At 38.3% G+C, this 17,136-nt stretch carries 20 protein-coding genes and 1 riboswitch; of the genes, 10 read left to right on the forward strand and 10 right to left on the reverse strand.

Annotated features, from left to right (window positions below; translation table 11 throughout):
* The first annotated feature begins 44 nt into the window (after window positions 1–44).
* Window positions 45–701: an HAD family hydrolase gene (locus tag H5S10_RS04145; protein ID WP_182588837.1), complete on the forward strand. Its 657-nt coding sequence runs from the start codon at window positions 45–47 to the stop codon at window positions 699–701.
* A gap of 330 nt (window positions 702–1,031) precedes the next feature.
* Here the strand turns inward: H5S10_RS04145 and H5S10_RS04150 are convergent, their stop codons facing one another.
* Window positions 1,032–2,030 (reverse strand): NAD(P)/FAD-dependent oxidoreductase, encoded by a 999-nt coding sequence (locus H5S10_RS04150; RefSeq protein ID WP_182588839.1) that lies wholly within the window; start codon window positions 2,028–2,030, stop codon window positions 1,032–1,034.
* A 164-nt stretch (window positions 2,031–2,194) separates the two neighbouring features.
* Between H5S10_RS04150 and H5S10_RS04155 the strand changes: the two genes are divergently transcribed.
* Window positions 2,195–3,157, forward strand: coding sequence for a nucleoside hydrolase (locus tag H5S10_RS04155; RefSeq protein ID WP_003664874.1), 963 nt, complete (start codon window positions 2,195–2,197; stop codon window positions 3,155–3,157).
* A 147-nt stretch (window positions 3,158–3,304) separates the two neighbouring features.
* On the forward strand, window positions 3,305–4,060 hold the full coding sequence (locus H5S10_RS04160) for a glucose 1-dehydrogenase (protein ID WP_182588840.1): 756 nt from the start codon (window positions 3,305–3,307) through the stop codon (window positions 4,058–4,060).
* A gap of 61 nt (window positions 4,061–4,121) precedes the next feature.
* On the opposite strand, the gene H5S10_RS04165 is transcribed toward H5S10_RS04160, so the two are convergent.
* Window positions 4,122–4,907 carry a sulfite exporter TauE/SafE family protein gene (locus H5S10_RS04165; RefSeq protein ID WP_182588842.1) on the reverse strand — a complete coding sequence of 262 codons (786 nt, stop codon included), beginning with the start codon at window positions 4,905–4,907 and terminating at the stop codon, window positions 4,122–4,124.
* A gap of 108 nt (window positions 4,908–5,015) precedes the next feature.
* A riboswitch (TPP riboswitch) is annotated at window positions 5,016–5,105 on the forward strand.
* Window positions 5,106–5,172: 67 nt separating this feature from the next.
* On the opposite strand from H5S10_RS04165, the gene H5S10_RS04170 reads away from it, so the two are divergent.
* The 5 genes from H5S10_RS04170 (at window position 5,173) to H5S10_RS04190 (ending at window position 10,203) form a co-directional block, all read left to right on the forward strand.
* Entirely contained in the window at window positions 5,173–5,733 is a 561-nt protein-coding gene (locus H5S10_RS04170; RefSeq protein ID WP_182588844.1) for an ECF transporter S component, read from the forward strand.
* A gap of 4 nt (window positions 5,734–5,737) precedes the next feature.
* Window positions 5,738–7,120 carry an ATP-binding cassette domain-containing protein gene (locus H5S10_RS04175; protein ID WP_182588845.1) on the forward strand — a complete coding sequence of 461 codons (1,383 nt, stop codon included), beginning with the start codon at window positions 5,738–5,740 and terminating at the stop codon, window positions 7,118–7,120.
* Window positions 7,110–7,763 carry an energy-coupling factor transporter transmembrane component T family protein gene (locus tag H5S10_RS04180; RefSeq protein ID WP_182588846.1) on the forward strand — a complete coding sequence of 218 codons (654 nt, stop codon included), beginning with the start codon at window positions 7,110–7,112 and terminating at the stop codon, window positions 7,761–7,763. Before H5S10_RS04175 ends, H5S10_RS04180 begins: the two co-directional genes overlap by 11 nt.
* A gap of 40 nt (window positions 7,764–7,803) precedes the next feature.
* Window positions 7,804–8,145, forward strand: a complete 342-nt coding sequence (locus tag H5S10_RS04185; protein WP_182587059.1) for a DUF4870 domain-containing protein — start codon at window positions 7,804–7,806, stop codon at window positions 8,143–8,145.
* Window positions 8,146–8,241: 96 nt separating this feature from the next.
* Window positions 8,242–10,203: a cation:proton antiporter gene (locus tag H5S10_RS04190; protein WP_182588847.1), complete on the forward strand. Its 1,962-nt coding sequence runs from the start codon at window positions 8,242–8,244 to the stop codon at window positions 10,201–10,203.
* Window positions 10,204–10,240: 37 nt separating this feature from the next.
* Here H5S10_RS04190 and H5S10_RS04195 read toward each other — a convergent pair whose 3' ends face one another.
* Window positions 10,241–10,597 carry a DUF1304 domain-containing protein gene (locus H5S10_RS04195; RefSeq protein WP_182588848.1) on the reverse strand — a complete coding sequence of 119 codons (357 nt, stop codon included), beginning with the start codon at window positions 10,595–10,597 and terminating at the stop codon, window positions 10,241–10,243.
* A 13-nt stretch (window positions 10,598–10,610) separates the two neighbouring features.
* Entirely contained in the window at window positions 10,611–11,591 is a 981-nt protein-coding gene (locus H5S10_RS04200; RefSeq protein WP_182588849.1) for an alpha/beta hydrolase, read from the reverse strand.
* Between the two features lie 121 nt (window positions 11,592–11,712).
* Between H5S10_RS04200 and H5S10_RS04205 the strand changes: the two genes are divergently transcribed.
* Window positions 11,713–12,126, forward strand: a complete 414-nt coding sequence (locus H5S10_RS04205; RefSeq protein ID WP_003664887.1) for a helix-turn-helix domain-containing protein — start codon at window positions 11,713–11,715, stop codon at window positions 12,124–12,126.
* 10 nt (window positions 12,127–12,136) lie between these two features.
* The gene (locus H5S10_RS04210; protein ID WP_182588850.1) at window positions 12,137–12,994 is read left to right on the forward strand and encodes an SAM-dependent methyltransferase; all 858 of its coding nucleotides are present in this window, start codon (window positions 12,137–12,139) and stop codon (window positions 12,992–12,994) included.
* Window positions 12,995–13,036: 42 nt separating this feature from the next.
* Here H5S10_RS04210 and H5S10_RS04215 read toward each other — a convergent pair whose 3' ends face one another.
* The 6 genes from H5S10_RS04215 to H5S10_RS10275 all read right to left on the reverse strand — a co-directional run bounded on the left by H5S10_RS04215 (window position 13,037) and on the right by H5S10_RS10275 (window position 17,114).
* On the reverse strand, window positions 13,037–14,035 hold the full coding sequence (locus H5S10_RS04215) for an NAD(P)-dependent oxidoreductase (protein WP_182588851.1): 999 nt from the start codon (window positions 14,033–14,035) through the stop codon (window positions 13,037–13,039).
* Window positions 14,036–14,059: 24 nt separating this feature from the next.
* A complete protein-coding gene (locus H5S10_RS04220) occupies window positions 14,060–15,133 on the reverse strand; it encodes an AEC family transporter (RefSeq protein ID WP_035169067.1) in 1,074 nt (357 codons plus the stop codon).
* 274 nt (window positions 15,134–15,407) lie between these two features.
* A complete protein-coding gene (locus H5S10_RS04225) occupies window positions 15,408–16,037 on the reverse strand; it encodes a GntR family transcriptional regulator (protein WP_035169066.1) in 630 nt (209 codons plus the stop codon).
* Window positions 16,038–16,158: 121 nt separating this feature from the next.
* Entirely contained in the window at window positions 16,159–16,293 is a 135-nt protein-coding gene (locus H5S10_RS10415) for a hypothetical protein (RefSeq protein WP_267905332.1), read from the reverse strand.
* 30 nt (window positions 16,294–16,323) lie between these two features.
* Window positions 16,324–16,449, reverse strand: a complete 126-nt coding sequence (locus H5S10_RS10420; protein WP_267905333.1) for a hypothetical protein — start codon at window positions 16,447–16,449, stop codon at window positions 16,324–16,326.
* A 170-nt stretch (window positions 16,450–16,619) separates the two neighbouring features.
* Window positions 16,620–17,114, reverse strand: a complete 495-nt coding sequence (locus H5S10_RS10275) for an alcohol dehydrogenase catalytic domain-containing protein (protein ID WP_231795479.1) — start codon at window positions 17,112–17,114, stop codon at window positions 16,620–16,622.
* Window positions 17,115–17,136: the final 22 nt, after the last annotated feature.

Consider the following 17,136-nt stretch of genomic DNA (forward strand, 5'->3'; position numbering starts at 1 on the left):
CGAAATTGTTATACAATTAAGAACGTACTTATATTTTATAAAGGATGAATAAAATGGCACAGAAGATTGAGAATTTTATTTTTGATATTGACGGCACTTTAATTGATACTATTGATATGTATATGCCAGCAATGATTGATACGTTGGCTCAACACGGTCACCCAGTTGCGCCCGACAAAGTAGAACAAACTAAGCATGACTTATTTGGTATTACTGGTCGAGATGCTCTTCGCCTCGCTGGAATTAGTGAGGAAGAAATTCCTGAAATGTTAAAAGACTGGTTTGACCTTGCTTACCAACGTGCTGATCGGGCAAAAGTAATTGAAGGAATTCCTGAAATGCTTAATACCCTTGCCAATCGTAAAGATGCAAAGATCGCCATCGCCACTTCAAAACTCGCTGACGAATACCAAGAATACTTCGTTAACAAATATGACTTTGCGAAGTTATTTAAGGTTGCCGTTACGTCTGCGGATACTAAAAAGCATAAACCAGCTCCAGATCCTATTTTAGCGGCAATGGATAAAATGGGAGCAGATCCGGCAACAACTGTTTACGTTGGGGATACCATTAACGACATGAAAGCCGCCCATGCAGCCGGTGCCAAGTTTGCAGGCGCCCTTTACTCCTCCGCAAATCCCGATAGTATTAAAGATGCGGACTTCCCATTAATGAAGCCGGCTGATTTGTTAGCAATTTAAACTAATAAAGTAAGTGGAAAACAATCTTCTCGATAGGCGGGCGGTTGGCTAAACTAGCTGGTTATCATTGGTACTTAGACTCGAACATTGTAATTATTTTCTACGTTATCTTGCTATTGTTTATGAAAAGAGGGGTGAGAAAAAGCCGGAACTTTTTCTCACCCCTCTTTTCATATTTTCTTATTTGTTACTTAACGCTATGATGATTACTTTAGCTTAACTTCGTATGACATACGGAACATTCTCGTAACCCTAATGCATTAACTTCTCCATAATTCTTACAGACTTCGGAATTGTCTAAATTTAATGTATTACAGTAGGGACATTTTTTCATTTAGTAATCCCCATTGAAGAGCTGTGCATTGCCATTCGTTTATCGGGATAGAGTTTCTTAGCTAGGGCGGTTACTGCAGTCGGTGCTTCCCCAAAGCTGGCCGCAATCAATGCGACTTTCCCAGGGTAGGTCACACCATCCCCGATCGCGTATACCCCTTCAATACTGGTCTCCATCATTGAATCAACTTTGATCAAGTTGCGTTCCGCTGCTAAGTCAAGTGACCACTGATTCAAAGCGGCATTGTTAGAGGTAAAGCCATAGTTAACCACAATCTTATCCACATTCAACTGTGCTTCGTCTTCACTACGCATCTTCTTAAGATCGAGCGTTACCGTTTCATCGTCTTCTACCGTTAATGTGCGTGGTAAGAATGGGGTATCAAGTTGCACAGATGACTGTTTAAGCTGAGTTACGGTATGCTCCAGGCCGCGGAACTGGTCCCGCCGATGAACAAGGTGCACTTCCTTAGCAACAGGTTCAAGCATCAAGGCAATATCAATCGCGGAGTCTCCCCCACCAAGAATGGCAACCCGCTTGTCCGCATAATCAGCTTTATGATTAACAAAGTAGGAAAGTTGTTTACCTTCAATCTCAGTTGCCCCTTCTAAAGCGAGCTTACGGGGAGTAAACGCTCCGTTACCAAGAGCAATAATTACTGCTCGTGACCGAGATTCCCGCTTTGCTGATTTGATGGTAAAGGTTCCATCATCTTCTTTGATAACGTCCTCAACAGTCTCACCAAGGAATTGGTCAATCGGTGCCACTGCCATTTGTTCTTTCAACTTAGCGATCAGGTCATGGCCAGTTACGCCTGGCATTCCTGCCACATCCCAAACTTGTTTTTCTGGATAGAGCGCCCCTACTTGACCCCCAAGTTGTGGAAGGCTTTCAATTAACTGGGCATCTAATTCATGAAGGCCACAATAAAATGAAGCAAACATTCCGGCCGGACCTCCACCAATAATTGTCACATCATAAATTTTCTCTGCCATTTCTCTTATAATCCTTTCATTTTCATCTCTAGAAGTATTATATCATCTTTATTTTTTGTAAAATTTCGTAAGCGGTCTCAAATTTTAATTGTAATTATTCCAAATTTAAATTAACATATTATATACAGAGATTGATTTTGCTTAAAATTGGAGGAATAAATACTATGGCAAAACGTAAAATGATTCTTGATTTAGATACTGGTGTTGATGACGCTTTAGCTATTGCCTATGCGCTCGCTGACCCAGAAGTTGATCTAATCGGAATTGTAAGTTCATATGGTAACAACCTATTAGATGTTTGTGCCGAAAACAGCCTTAAGTTATTGGAATTATTAGGTCACACTGATATTCCAGTATTTAAGGGTCTTCCACATTCATGCACTACTGACCACTTTGATGTAATGCAAGTTTCAAAGGATATCCACGGTGATAACGGTATCGGTGATGTTGAATTACCTGCTCCAAGTCGGGCTCTTGAAGAACAATCCGGTGTTGATTTCTACATCGAAGCTGCTCACAAGTACGGCAAGGACCTAATCATCATCCCTACTGGTCCAATGACAAACTTAGCTGCTGCCTTGAAGAAGGATCCTGAAATTGCGGACTTGATTGGTAATGTCACATTCATGGGTGGTGCCTTAACTGTTGAAGGTAATGTTACTCCTGTCGCAGAAGCTAACATTAACCAAGATCCAAAGGCTGCCGATGAAGTAATGAAGTCCAACTTGCCACTTACGATGGTTGGTCTTGATGTTACTCTTCGGACTCTCCTTACTAAGAACGAAACAAAGCAATGGCGTGAATTAGGCACTGCTTCTGGTAAGGCTTTTGCTGATATTACCGACTTCTACATCGACGCTTACTACAACCTTGATATTGATAAGCGTGGTTGTGCCCTCCATGATCCATTAGCTGTTGGTGTTGGTATTGACCCATCATTTGTTTCAACTATTAGCTTATTCATGAAGGTTGTTTACCAAGAAGGACCTTACTATGGTCGGACAATCGGTGACAACGCTAAGTTAAACGATCCTAACCCTAATGTTAAGGTTGCTGTTAACGTTGACAAAGAACGTTACCTCAAGGCCTTCATGGACCGCTTAAACAAGCTTTTCAAAGAAAATTAATTTATAGGCGCGTGAGACGTAACTATCCAGTTATTTCTCCCCGCCTTTTTATTTTACAAGGCGTTATTCTCCTGTTTTTTTGCGATAGTTGTTATAATAAAATTTGTAAAGGATTGTTTTTGATTTTACTAAGGAAGTGTCTTATCAATGGGTCGTTTAGACAATAAAGTTGCAATTATTACTGGTGGCTCTAAAGGAATTGGAGCTGCTGTCGCAAAAAAGTTTATTGAAGAAGGCGCAAAGGTTATTTTAACCGCTCGAAAGATGGATGAAGGACAAAAAGTCGCTGACAAACTAGGTGACAATGCGATCTTTATCCAACAAGACGTTGCTCGTAAAGGAGACTGGGACCGGGTAATTCGCCAAACTGTCCAAGTCTTTGGAAAGCTTAATATTGTGGTTAATAACGCAGGAATTGCCGAATACGCCGATGTTGAAAAGACGGACGCTGAAATTTGGGATAAAACGATTGCCGTTAACCTCACTGGTACGATGTGGGGAACTAAGCTCGGTATTGAAGCAATGAAAAACAACGGAGAAAAGAATTCGATCATCAATATGTCATCCATTGAAGGATTAATTGGTGATCCTGACCTCTTCGCATACAATGCTTCTAAGGGTGGTGTCCGCCTCTTAACTAAGTCCGCTGCGCTTGATTGTGCCCGGAAAGGCTATGACATCCGTGTAAATACAATTCATCCTGGTTATATCTCAACTCCACTAGTTGATAATTTAGTCAAGGATGATCCAAAAGCAGAAGGACACCTAGAAAGCCTTCATCCCCTTGGCCGTCTTGGAAATCCAGAAGAGATTGCTAATCTTGCTTTGTACCTCGCTTCAGATGAATCAAGCTTTAGTACTGGTTCAGAATTTGTCGCTGATGGTGGCTACACGGCTCAATAATATTCACAAAGAACAAGACAAAAGGATCATTGCCAAACTAGATGACAGTGATCCTTTTGTCTTACATTAAATTCCGAATTACCAATGAAACTGCCAAAATCAATGATCCGATCCCGACAATTATTTGCATAAGACGGCCAGGCAGGTGGCGAACAATAATCGGTCCTAAGTAGCCCCCGATTACATTTCCAACCATCAATGGAATAACATAGTTCCAATAAATTGTCGTCTCAAGTGCGAACACTATCCAGGATGTTGTATTGGTAACAGTCATCGCAACGTTTTTTAGCGCGTTATTAACTGCAAAGCTCTTTTGCCGATTAATCACTGTCAGCAAGGTTAGCATTAACACTCCGGCGCCGGCATTAAAGAAACCCGAATAAACCCCGACAATAAAAATACCAATGATTGATAAAAATTGGCCGATCCGTGATTTACCAAATAATTTACTGTTTCCTGCCATCGTCCCCGCACTTTGCTTCGGATGATGAGGAAACAGCAGGATAATGCCGGCTAACGCAATGCATAATGGTACCAGTTCCGCAAACCATTTACTCGGGACAGCAAATAGCAAAAAAGCTCCAATAATGGAACCAGCAAATACCAATGGCAAAATAATCCATAATTGCCGTCGATTATGCTCTAATTCCTTAAACGATGAAAAGACCGAACTATAATTACCCGTAATTGTCGAAAAAGCACTCGTTACGTTTGCCATCACTGGTGGTAATCCTAGTGCAAGCAGTGATGGGTACGAGACTAGTGATGCTAAACCAGCGGCTGCACTAATAATCCCCGAAAGAATCCCAATTCCTAGCAATAATAAAACAAAAACTACTCCACTCATTTTTTAAACCATCCCTTTAAATGCTAGTACTAATTGTAAACCACTTTTCTAAGATAAGTAACCTAATTAACGATTTGCATTCCGTTATAATATTAGCTATGATAATGGAAAACAAATCTGGGGTGCCAAACGGCTGAGATAATACCCATTGAACCTGCTCTGGTTAATACCAGCGAAGGGAGATTCAGTGATATTAACTTAATGATTAACTCCATGATTTTTTGTCATGGAGTTTTTTTGCCCTTATATCTTAAGGAGTTTTATTATGACTAAACGTTCACTACATTTACGTGACATTATTTTGCTTGCCCTGATTGGAATTATTTTTGGTGTAATTTATTTTGCGGCTGGTTTTGTCTATAACGGCTTAACTGTTCTGCTGACACCAATTGGTTATGGTCCAATGGCTAACGATTTAACAATGGGAATCTGGTGTATGGCTGGACCACTTGCCGGCTTTTTACTCCGGACACCAGGAGCAGCTTTCCTTGGTGAGTTTTTGGGAGCGGCCGTTGAAATGCTTCTCGGCGATCAGTGGGGAGCAGCCAACCTAATTTCTGGGGCAGTTCAAGGTATCGGGTCTGAGTTAGGTTTTACTTTTACGTTCTATAAAATGTATAACTGGTTGACCCTCCTCATCTCATCCCTCACCCTTACATTTGTTACCTTTGGCTGGGATTGGTTCCGCAATGGCTATAACCACTTCAGCGGGCAAATGCTAATCATTATGCTCATCGCCCGCTTTATTTCAATGTTTGTCTTCTCTGGAATTCTGGTTAAATTGATTACTAACCTTCTCCAACGAGCCCACTTAATCAAGCACTAAGACTATGAAAAATATACAATTTAATGATCTTTCATTTAATTTTGATCAGCAACCGATTCTTAAAAATATCACCGCCAAATTCACTGTTGGAAAGATTCACTTACTTACCGGAGTCTCTGGGAGTGGTAAATCCACCATTCTCAAGTTAATCGCTGGTCTCCTGCCTAAATATGGTGGTGAAATAGTTGCTGGAGCAGTCGATGTACCAACAGATGCCCATATCGGGATGGTATTCCAAGATCCGTTAATGCAGTTTGCTCTTGATACGCCACGCCACGAATTAGAATTCACTCTGGAAAATTGCCAAGTCCCAACTGACAAAATTCCAGAACGCGTTAAAGAAGCTTTACAATTCGGTAAAGTTGACGACCTTGCTAACCGGTTAATCACCACGCTTTCCGGTGGACAACAACAGCGCGTGGCTTTAGCAGCGGCTACGGCAATGCAACCGAACGTGCTTTTATTAGACGAACCCTTTGCCAATATTGACGAAGAAAACCGGCAACTTATCCTTAAACAATTAGTCCGCCTCAACAGTGACTATCACACAACAATTATCATTACTGACCATGATTTGCATGGCTACGAGCAACTTCATCCCCTGGTTTGGCAATTAACTAAGGGGTATCTTGCCCAGCTTTCCAACAAAGATAGGAGCCAGCTTTTGACAAGGAGTGCTAACCCTCAAATTACCACTGCTCTTCCCCCGTCAACCTTGCCAACAGTTATCAAATTTAATGAATTATCAATAAAACGGGATAATCACCCCTTACTTTTACCAACCAATTTAGGCATTGTTAAAAATAAAATAACTTTATTAACCGGACCAAATGGGATTGGTAAATCTACCCTTCTAAAGGCAATTGCCCGGCTTTTGAAATATGAAGGAAAGATTGACTATGAGGGAGAAAACATTCAAAAAATATCACCCGGGAAATATTACAAACATCTAGGATTGATTTTTCAACATGCCAACGACCAATTTCTAAATGTAACCGTTGGCGAAGAACTGGCATTAGGATTTAAAACTTGCCAGAACTCCTATTTTAATCAACAACAAGTCAACAAAGTCTTAACAGCTCTTGGTCTGAACGGAAGAGAAGATCAAGTTGTTTACTCGCTAAGTGGTGGACAAAAGAAAAAACTGCAAATCTTGCTAATGTTAATGCGCGGACAGGAAACATTATTGCTTGACGAACCATTTACGGGCTTAGATCCAGCCTCTTTAAAAACTGTCCTGCAACTAATCAAAGCATCCCAAAAAGAAAAACCACAAACTTTACTGATCGTTAGTCATCAATTAAGCGGCCTTGATGGTTTTGTTGATTACCACCTTACAATGAATCATCAACGCCTTAATTATGTTGGAGGCCGTCATGAATCCTAGTTTAAAATTATTACTTGTTATTTTGCTTTCACTTGAGCTGACTTTTGTGACTAAGCTGTGGATTAACCTGATTGTTATTATGGCATGTTTGTTAATCCTTATCCATCAGCGTCTTCACTGGCAACAATTTTGCTGGTTGACTTTTGTCCCTCTTTTTCCGGCACTAGCTATTTTTATTACAATTGTCTTCTTTAGTCCTAGTCATAGTCTCTTTGATGGCGCTGTTCTTTTCAGTCGACTCTATGTTTATGTCTGTCTTGGAACAGTCTTTACGTTCACAACCGATACTTTGACGCTTGCTCGCTCATTAGAACAAAATTGTCACCTTCCCAGCAAATATGCTTATGGGGTGCTCGCTGCGCTTAATCTGATTCCGAAAATGAAACAAGCTGTTACTACTATTTATACGGCCGGGCAAATGCGCGGGGTTAATTTACATTGGTGGTCACCGACGCTTTACTTCAAAGCGATCCTAGTTGCGATTCAATGGTCAGATCAATTAGCACAAGCCATGGAATCACACGGTTTTGTGGAAGGACAAGCACGAACAGCTACTGTAGATATCCCCATCACCAGCCGCGATTGGCTTTATTTTTTAAGTATTATTTGCCTTGTACAGATAATTGTAATTGCACTCCCTTGAGTTTTCATGCGATAATAAAATAAAAGAAAGGACTGATATAGTGAAGGACAATAATTTAACTGATCGGATTGTAAATACTTTGTCATATTTGAGTATTATTTTCTTGCCAGTTATATTTCCCTTAATTGTTTGGATTATCGCTAAGAATAGTGACCGACCAACTATTGCTAAAAACGCACGGAATGCCTTTTGGAGTCAAATTTTTCCGTTGTTATATGTAATTGCAGCTATTCTCGTCTTTAGCGTTTTCTCTTTAAATCCTGCTAATTTCCATGGAGGTGCACTGTTCGGTATCCTGCTAACATTTGCTCTTCTATTAGCCCTTTTATTGTTCATTTACAATATTGCAATGGCAATTAAGATGCTTATTGGACGTGAATAAGCTTAAGTATCTATTAGCAAAAGAGTGCAGGCTGGGAAAAATTCGGTTTTTCTCAGTCTTTCTTTTTACACAAATTCTAAGTGAGGTGATTAATCGATGGAAATGATTTTAGGCATTATTCTTCTATTGACTGCTGTTGTTGCAGCTAATGTTGTTCATCTTATTTACCCTAAGATTCCACTATCCATCTATCAAATTATTGCAGGAATTCTTTTAGCATCTCTGCCTACTGAGGCCACGAACTTTACCATGCATCCAGAATTATTCATGATGGTGGTCATTGCTCCTTTAATGTTTAATGACGGACAAAATCAATCATTCCGTTATCTTTCGAGCAATATCAAATCGATCCTATCAATGACTGTTGGATTAGCACTTGTCACGGTCTTGATTACTGGGAGCTTTTTGCATCTGCTTCAACCAGAAACTTTCTCCTTAGCACTCGCCTTTATGTTGGCCGCGATTGTTACTCCAACTGATGCGGTCGCTGTAAAGTCAATTACTACTAACATGAAAGTCCCCAAAAACGTTAATGGTGCTCTGGAATACGAATCCCTCTTCAATGATGCATCGGGAATTGTTCTTTTGGATTTGGCACTTGAAACATATACGTCTGGGAATTTTTCTTTAGGGCATGGGATCTGGATCTTTGTGTATGTTTTCTTCGGCGGAATTATTTTCGGGGCAGTATTAGGAAGTCTATTAATCAGTCTCCGTACTAGTTTGATGCGGAAACACGTTGATATTGGCTCCATTGTTATTCCAATCAACGTAATGACTCCCATCGTTGTTTACTGGCTGGCTGAAGAACTGCATCTTTCGGGAATCTTAGCCGTCGTTGCAGCAGGAGTCGTTCATAGTATCCTCTATGATCGAATGCGGCTTACGTCGACTAAAGTCCAAATGTCTACTACCACTATTTGGAATATCATTAGCGATGCCTTAAACGGATTAGTATTTGTCCTTTTAGGGGTGATGCTTCCACAGGTACTTGGACGAACTTCTTGGCAAAATCTGGGGGCAATCGTTGCCTTAGCTTTTGCTATCTACATTATTACAACCCTCTTAAGATTCTTATGGGTCCGATTCAAGCTCGTCAACATTCAATCGACTAACCTTAATCGGGATAGCCTCTTGATGGCGTTAGGAGGAATTCACGGAACCATCACTCTGGCATTAGCTTTCTCGTTGCCAGTTCTAATTAACAACCATCAATTTGCTTTCCGTAATTCAATGATCTTGATTGCCGCGATTGTTATTTTGATTAGTATTGCTGTCGGCGCAATTGGGTATCCAATTATTTTACCGCCTAAATCTAAGAGTTATTCAAAGAGTGAATTCCAAAAAGAACTTATTAAAACCGTTCAATATGCCATTAATGAGCTACGGAACTCAGAAAAATATTCACCGGAAAAAGCCGTTGTTATTGACCAACTAAGTAGTCAAATGACCCAATATCATGAATTTAATCGTAATGTTTATAGTCAATTAATGGGGAAAGCTCATCAAATTGAATTGGCTACCTTAGATCAGCTTAACGAAGAAGGGCGAATTTCAGACAAGGAGGCTAAATTCCTCGTTAATTTTGTTACACGGTCGATTTTCCGGGTAAATAAACACAGCTTTCTTGAATTATGGGTAATCTTATGGCACCGACTAAAATGGCGTTTTATTCGCTACCGCCATCTCAAAAAAGGCTCCCGCTACAATGTGGGACCAAAATATCAATTAACCAAGGAACAGCGCGCTGAAACAGCGGAGATCCTAGAAATAATTAATCGTGAAATCGATAAGTATCTTCATTCGATTGAAACTCCACAAAACGCGAATGAAGTTGCTATGGTACGGCGGACGTACTTCCACCGAAAACGATTCTTCTTGCACGATATTTCGATGGATACTGACCTCATTACTTCTTTATTTATTGAGGCATTTCAGCTTGAACACAGTTATGTTCAAATGCAACTTGCTGATGACCAATTTTCACAAGAATTGGCAAACGCATTAAACGAACAGATCTCGACTGATGAATTGGTTTTCACCCAATCGCTGGACTAAAAAAGGAAATTGCTTTGCAGCAATTTCCTTTTTTATCTTAAATAAATGTCAGCAAAAATGCGATTAACGCTGGTAAGAATTGAATTAGGATAATCTTTTTGGTAGCAGTGAGGGCACCAAATAACGCAACAACCATTACAAAAACCAAGAGCATTTGCCATACTAATACTAAGGTTGCCCCACTAAATAACCAGTAACTGGCGATGATGGCTGCTCCTAAGCCTCCATTATAGATACCCTGGTTAGCGAATGAAACCCGTGCTTCATGCTGTTGCGTAAACTTAAGCGGTAAGTCAAACGCCTTGGCTTGCTGTGCCGGGTTACCAAAGATTTCTAAGGCCATAATACCTAAATGTTCGATTGCAACAAACATCGTAACAATAATTGCAAACATCTTTTTCCTCCAACTATTTAATATATTGATCTAAAAATCTTGTCAAATGGCGGCGATATTCGCTGGGATGGGTCGCATAGGACTTCGCATGGGCTGCTCCAGGCACTACCCACAATTCTTTACTTCCCTCTGTTGCACGGTAATTGCGATAAACCATTTCAGTTGGAACAAAATTATCTTTTGCACCATGGATAAATAGCATTGGGCGATGATTATGATGCAACATATTTAAGGAGCTGGCTTCATGAATGTAAAAGCCATTCTTCACCCGGTTAATTAAACTCATCGTGCTTATTAATGGTACCCGTAAAAATTTCGGAATCCCATATAAATTACCAGCTTCATAATTTAATTCATCATTAAGGCTCGTATATCCACAATCTTCAACAAATGCTTTTACTTGTGGTGGAAGGTTAATGCCACTAGTCATCATCGTTGTTGCGCCACCCATGCTGACTCCAAACAAGACTACCTGGCTATCTTCCCCATTATGCTGAATAAGTTTATTAATCCATTTGCGAATATCATAACGCTCTGGCCACCCATAACCAATGTATTTCCCTTGGCTTTGACCATGAGCACGCGCATCTGGCATTAAAACATTATACCCCATCTGATGAAAAAGCGTGGCATATTCGCCCATCTTCTCTTTGTCACCCATAAATCCGTGGGCAATTACTACATTTTTAGTTGTCGCTTTAGCAGCAGGGATATAATCAGCGACTAGTTTATAATTTCCACTGGCCGATTTCATTGTCCATTTTTCCTTCTTTGCATGCTTAAACCACATTTTCTGCTCATACAATGGATCATTTCGTGAGATTTTAGTTGAATTATTAATAAAATCCTTATGCCCCGGTACCATTGCCACGGAGAAAAAATAGCTACTAGCCGCAAAAATGGCCACTGCGATTACTACTACAATTCCAATGAGCCATCGCCAAGGATGCCACTGTTTCTTTTTTGTCTTTGTTTTCAAAATAATTAACCCCATGTCGTATTATTTAATCAATGCGCCTAGTTTAGCACACTTTCTGTTATTTTGCATATTCTTTTCATTCAAAATTGTTATGCTAATGTTAAAATAGATAATGATATATTAAGGGAGTGAAATAATGTTTCCAGAACGCCTACGAGCACTTCGCAAAGGACAAAAGATAACCTTAAAGGAGCTTGCTACCCATCTCAATGAAAACCTTGGCCCCAATGAAAAGCCAAACACTGCTTCGCAAATCGGTAACTGGGAACGCGGTATTCGGACCCCGTCATACGTTGAAGCACGAAAACTAGCCGAATTTTTTGATGTCAGTCTGGACTATCTTACCGGAAAAACTGATCGTGATGACTTTGATTTAGCAAAATTATTCTTCTCAAGTAAGAACCTGTCGTTTAATCAAACTGTACTTTCAAGTGATGATCGATATGAAATTTTTCAGCTAATTGATGGTTACTTAAAGGGACGGCATAATCGTCGGGATACAGACACCTTCTATGGTAAGCAAGAACAACTAGATTTAAAACTTAAATAAGGAGTTTCTGATGAATCCTAAAAAATTAAAACAGCTAAAAAAGCGTGTAAAAAAAGCTCACCAAATTGTTAATGAGCCTTCATATATTCAAGAATTAAATACTTACCGTGACCTATTCGATGACTTTCCTCCTGTAAAATACCTCATTAATAATGTTTTAGAAAGTGATCGACTGCTAAAGAATGGCTTATTGCCACAACCGCTACCAAAATTATTATTACCAGATAACATTCAAGATACCATTTTCAAAAGGGTTAATGAACATTTTCTCCAAGGTGATCCACGCGGTGATAAACTTTGGAACAAATATAGTGAAGCTTTGCCAAAATTAGATAAGGCGTTGCGCAACTATCGTGATTATCTCGAAGAAACATATGGAATGTGGTCATACGTCAATGCCCCTTTTGCCAAAGCACTTTCTGATTATTTAAGCGGGGCATCAACCCTGGAGATTATGGCCGGTAATGGTTATATTTCTAAGGGATTACGCAATAACAATGCGACCCAAAAGATTTATACTACCGATAATCAGGCATGGGTAAAAGAAAACGAAACGGGCAAACACCCTGTTACTAAGATTGAGAAGTTGGATGCTCTAGCAGCAATCAAAAAATATGGTGACGAGGTCGAATATGTCATTATGTCATGGGCTCCCGACAAGGGTGAAATTGATTGGGATGTCTTGCAACTTCTTCGTTCAGCGTATCCCGAAGCCAAATTGTTAGTTATTGGCGAAAAAGATGGTGCAACTAACTCTAAGAAATTTTGGCAAGAAGCACAATTGAGTCAAGACGATGAGTTACAGAAAGTTAATGCTAACTTGCACTCGTTTGATTTGATTGATGAACAGATTTATCTAGCGAAATAAAAGAAGGACACATGGCTCATAAAAGCTAGTGTCCTTTTCATTTTATCCTTTAATAATATTCTTATTGCTTCCAGTTTTTAATGTTTCTTCAAAGTTTTCAAAACTAATTGAAATCATATCTTCTAATGCTGGTTCAGTGAAAGAACCTATATGTGGTGTAAGCAAAACTCTTGGGTATAACTTTGCTAAAGTTCTTACTTCAGTATTAGGAAGATCGTCTATAGATGCAAATACATGATTCATAATGTCCTTTTCATCAATAAAAACATCCGCCGCATAACCCTTAATTTCATTATTTTGAAGCGCTTCAATCACATCGCTAGTATTAACGAGTTCTCCTCGAGCTGTATTCACAAATACAGCAGAAGATTTCATCTTTTTAAAAGTCTCTTTATTAATCATATTCTCATTACTTCCTGGGAAGTAAGGAACATGAATAGAAACAATATCACTTTGCTCTAAAAGAGTATCTAAATCGACACATTCGGCAACTTCTTGAGCTTCATTTGAAGGATGTCTATCATAAGCTAAAACTTTAGTCCCCATGCCTTTATACAACTTAGCTTCAGCAAGTCCAATTTTACCTATCCCAATAATTCCAACGGTTGAATTATGAATTTCTTTACTAAATAAAGTTGGCAAAACTTTAAAGTTACCATTTTTACTATTATCAACTGCGATACTTGTATTTCTGAATAACTGCATACCCAAAGTCATTGCAAGTTCTGCAACTGCATATGGAGAATAATTAGGAACTCGAGCTACTTGGATTCCAAGTCGCTTTGCTACTTCTAAATCTATATGATTATAGCCTACTGTTCTGGTAAAAACGTATTTAATACCATAACTAGCAAATAATTCTAGATTTTTAGCATTTGCTAAACAATTACCTCGTACTAATACCGCATCACAATCTTGTGCTTCAATACCATTTTTTTTATCCAAAAATTCAGGAATTAATTTCAAAGTATAATTATACTTATTTAGTTTGCGAAAATATGGTTCTTCAATCGGCCGCACACCATAACATGCAATTTTCATTTTAATTACCCCTTTATACTTCTATTAATGAAAAATACCAGCTGAACTTAAGATTCCCAAAATAGCAATCCAAATTGGCATCATAACAACTGCAGAAACCGTAGATAGCAGAGAAGCGTTTGAAGTCAGGAGAGCTTCTCGATCATAGCTAATCGCATAAGCCGCAGCAACCGTTGCAGTTGGCGTTGCCATCATAATAACAACCGTTGCAATTGCTACATAATTCATTGGCATAATGTGTGTAACATCTAAAATTAATAATAAAACTAAGTTCAATAGTGGCACTAAGATAACTTTATTAAATGAGTAGTACCATGCCAATTTATTTGAAATTGCATCTTTTAGTGAAATTGATCCTAAAGTACATCCAATTGCTAACCATGCTAATGGAGAAGCAAGTGAAGCTAAATAATTTAATGGTTTCCATAACCAGATAGCTGTTTGGTCAATTCGATAAAATGCAACTGTTGTCATACCACCGGCTGCAACTCCGTTTTTCATTAATGGCACAGTTACTTGTGGCATTACTCCTTGAATTAGCCATAACACAAAACCAACCAAGGTAGCAATAACTATGGGATTAAGAAACATCTTTTTGATATTTTCTTTTTCCATTTTTAAACCAGACATTTTAATGTAAGCATAGGAGTACAAAAAGATACGATAGCCGATATTAAAAATAGAACTATATAAAACACCCTTAGCACCATAAATAGCTCCAACAATAGGAATACCAAAGAAAGTAGTAGAACCGAATGTTGTTAAAATTCCCATAACTTCCCGCTTGTCCATATTCTTACGACTATAAAGCAAAGGAGCAACAAAGATTAAAATAATATAAATAATAAATCCCCATAAAAGAATCCCTAATCCTTGATGCATTGACTCATCATCAATTGGTTGCATAAATGAATTGAATGATAATGCTGCAATAGCAACAGCTAATACAACCTTAGTTAAAACTTTTCCAAAATCTGGACCAAATGTACCTTTTTTTCGTAAGTAGAATCCTAAAAGAATAATAAAAATAGTCGAAGTAATAGCACTCACAATCCCTTGATTAGTGAATGTACTTACAATAGCATTGCCGATATTCATAGCCAATCCCCTTCTTGTTCAAAAAATAATTAAGTATAATAAATCGCAACATTTAAATAAAATAATTGTTTTTATTGATATATCAACTTGTATACAAATAGTATATTACTAGCATACAATCAAAAAGCAAGCATTTTTGACGATTAATTATTTTTTTCACAATGAATTTAAGGCGTTAAGCAATGTAATAATATTCACATTTAAAATTTCACAAAATAAAATATCCTTAAAGTCAAAATTACTCTAAGGATACTTAATTCAAATCTATATAATTTTACTCATTCAAATAATTTAAATAGGCTTTTACTGAATCATATACTTTTTGCAGATGGTAAGCCAGTGCCTTTTCAGCTTCATCTAAGTTTCGTTCTCGAATCCACTTAATAATTTCCTGATGTTCTTCAATAGACCTATCCATTCGGTAAGGGTTGTATGAACTAACATGCCTTGTACGAGCCGTTTGAGCTTTTAATATTTTTAAAAATTGCTTTAACCGTTCATAGCCAGCTATATGAGTAATTAACTCATGAAATTCTGTATCTACTCTTAAATATATATCCCAGTCTCTAGCTTGGTAAGCAGTTCGAAATTTATTATCAATCTCATCTAATTTAAACTCTGGTATTAAATTAATTGTCTTTTTAAGTGCAAAAGTTTCTAATAAACTCCGAAGTTCATAAACCTCTTGAACATCACTAGCGGTTAATGCTGTTACAACATTTTCTCTTCCGCGCATTTCAACTAACCCATCAGCCACCAATTGTTTTATAGCTTCTCTTACTGGTGTTCTACTCATATTTAATTGATCAGTAATTTGATTTTCAGAAATTACTTCGTTAGGGTGTAATTCATTTTGCACAATTTTATTTTTGATAAAATCATACGCTTCTTCTTTTCGTGTCAAACGTGATCAATCCTTCCAAGAATTACAGTCTAATTTAATTATAATCCTTTTTCTAACCACTCTAAATTTTTATTTTACAAATTAATTAACTTTTATTCTTAGATTATCAAAAATTATGAAATTAACTTATTTTAGCCACTAATTTTCCGACTGCTTCATGATTTTTAATCGCGGTTAAGCTATCAATAATTTGATCAAACGAAATCACTTTCTCAATCAAAGGCTTTACATCCCCATTAGCTATTAATTTTAACATTTCCGCATTCATTCGGCCTAAATCAGCCTACTAATATGGGGTACCACTGAGATGCGCTCCACCAAGATCAACGACATCCACCCCCAGACCGCGATCAAACATTATCAGGGGGAAGGGACGCCAACAATCGTTACCAAGCGTCCATTGTATAACCATCGAAAATCAAGTTCCGCTTCTTTCTTGCCTACCGTATCAATGATCAAATCAACGCTAAGCTCATCTGTGAGATCAGATAACTTATTATCCAAATCTTCATTTTGATAGTTGATGCTTGCATCTGGAGCAAGTTACTTTACATAGTCATAAATACCCTGCAACTATGAAGTTTAGCATTGAATAGCGATACTACCAACGCCACCCGCAGCATCATGAACTAATACGGTATTAACATTTGCAAAATTAGCTTTACGTTCTATTGCTTCGTAAGCTGTCAAAGTCCCACATAAATCCCTGGTAGCGATTTCACAGGAAACACAGAAGCTGGAATTTTTTACTAATTCATAAGGCGGTGCAATCACATATTCAGCGAAGCAACCATTTTTCGTTAAATCACCATGTCCAGATACCCAGTCAGCAACATGCCAAGTTGTAACTTTCTTCCCGACACTAACAATCTCCCCAGCGACGTCTAACCCAAGGACATGTGGATACGGCCAAGCACTAACTACGCCTTCAATAATTTTATAGTCGACCGGACTAAACCCATCAGCATGCACTTTGATTAAGCCTTCGTGTTCAGCTGATGTAGGAACTAAGACTTCCACAAAATTTAAATCTTGTAGTGAACGATCTGCTGCTTTTTCAATCACTAATGCTTTCATTTTCAGTGTTCCTTAACTTATA

The sequence above is a fragment of the Limosilactobacillus balticus genome (assembly GCF_014145615.1).
Lineage (GTDB): Bacteria > Bacillota > Bacilli > Lactobacillales > Lactobacillaceae > Limosilactobacillus > Limosilactobacillus balticus.

Coding starts and splice junctions, on each gene's coding strand:
- H5S10_RS04145 (WP_182588837.1), top strand. CDS start 45: ATGAATAAAATGGCACAGAAGATTGAGAATTTTATTTTTGATATTGAC.
- H5S10_RS04150 (WP_182588839.1), bottom strand. CDS start 2,030: ATGGCAGAGAAAATTTATGATGTGACAATTATTGGTGGAGGTCCGGCC.
- H5S10_RS04155 (WP_003664874.1), top strand. CDS start 2,195: ATGGCAAAACGTAAAATGATTCTTGATTTAGATACTGGTGTTGATGAC.
- H5S10_RS04160 (WP_182588840.1), top strand. CDS start 3,305: ATGGGTCGTTTAGACAATAAAGTTGCAATTATTACTGGTGGCTCTAAA.
- H5S10_RS04165 (WP_182588842.1), bottom strand. CDS start 4,907: ATGAGTGGAGTAGTTTTTGTTTTATTATTGCTAGGAATTGGGATTCTT.
- H5S10_RS04170 (WP_182588844.1), top strand. CDS start 5,173: ATGACTAAACGTTCACTACATTTACGTGACATTATTTTGCTTGCCCTG.
- H5S10_RS04175 (WP_182588845.1), top strand. CDS start 5,738: ATGAAAAATATACAATTTAATGATCTTTCATTTAATTTTGATCAGCAA.
- H5S10_RS04180 (WP_182588846.1), top strand. CDS start 7,110: ATGAATCCTAGTTTAAAATTATTACTTGTTATTTTGCTTTCACTTGAG.
- H5S10_RS04190 (WP_182588847.1), top strand. CDS start 8,242: ATGGAAATGATTTTAGGCATTATTCTTCTATTGACTGCTGTTGTTGCA.
- H5S10_RS04195 (WP_182588848.1), bottom strand. CDS start 10,597: ATGTTTGCAATTATTGTTACGATGTTTGTTGCAATCGAACATTTAGGT.
- H5S10_RS04200 (WP_182588849.1), bottom strand. CDS start 11,591: ATGGGGTTAATTATTTTGAAAACAAAGACAAAAAAGAAACAGTGGCAT.
- H5S10_RS04205 (WP_003664887.1), top strand. CDS start 11,713: ATGTTTCCAGAACGCCTACGAGCACTTCGCAAAGGACAAAAGATAACC.
- H5S10_RS04210 (WP_182588850.1), top strand. CDS start 12,137: ATGAATCCTAAAAAATTAAAACAGCTAAAAAAGCGTGTAAAAAAAGCT.
- H5S10_RS04215 (WP_182588851.1), bottom strand. CDS start 14,035: ATGAAAATTGCATGTTATGGTGTGCGGCCGATTGAAGAACCATATTTT.
- H5S10_RS04220 (WP_035169067.1), bottom strand. CDS start 15,133: ATGAATATCGGCAATGCTATTGTAAGTACATTCACTAATCAAGGGATT.
- H5S10_RS10415 (WP_267905332.1), bottom strand. CDS start 16,293: ATGTTAAAATTAATAGCTAATGGGGATGTAAAGCCTTTGATTGAGAAA.
- H5S10_RS10420 (WP_267905333.1), bottom strand. CDS start 16,449: ATGGTTATACAATGGACGCTTGGTAACGATTGTTGGCGTCCCTTCCCC.
- H5S10_RS10275 (WP_231795479.1), bottom strand. CDS start 17,114: ATGAAAGCATTAGTGATTGAAAAAGCAGCAGATCGTTCACTACAAGAT.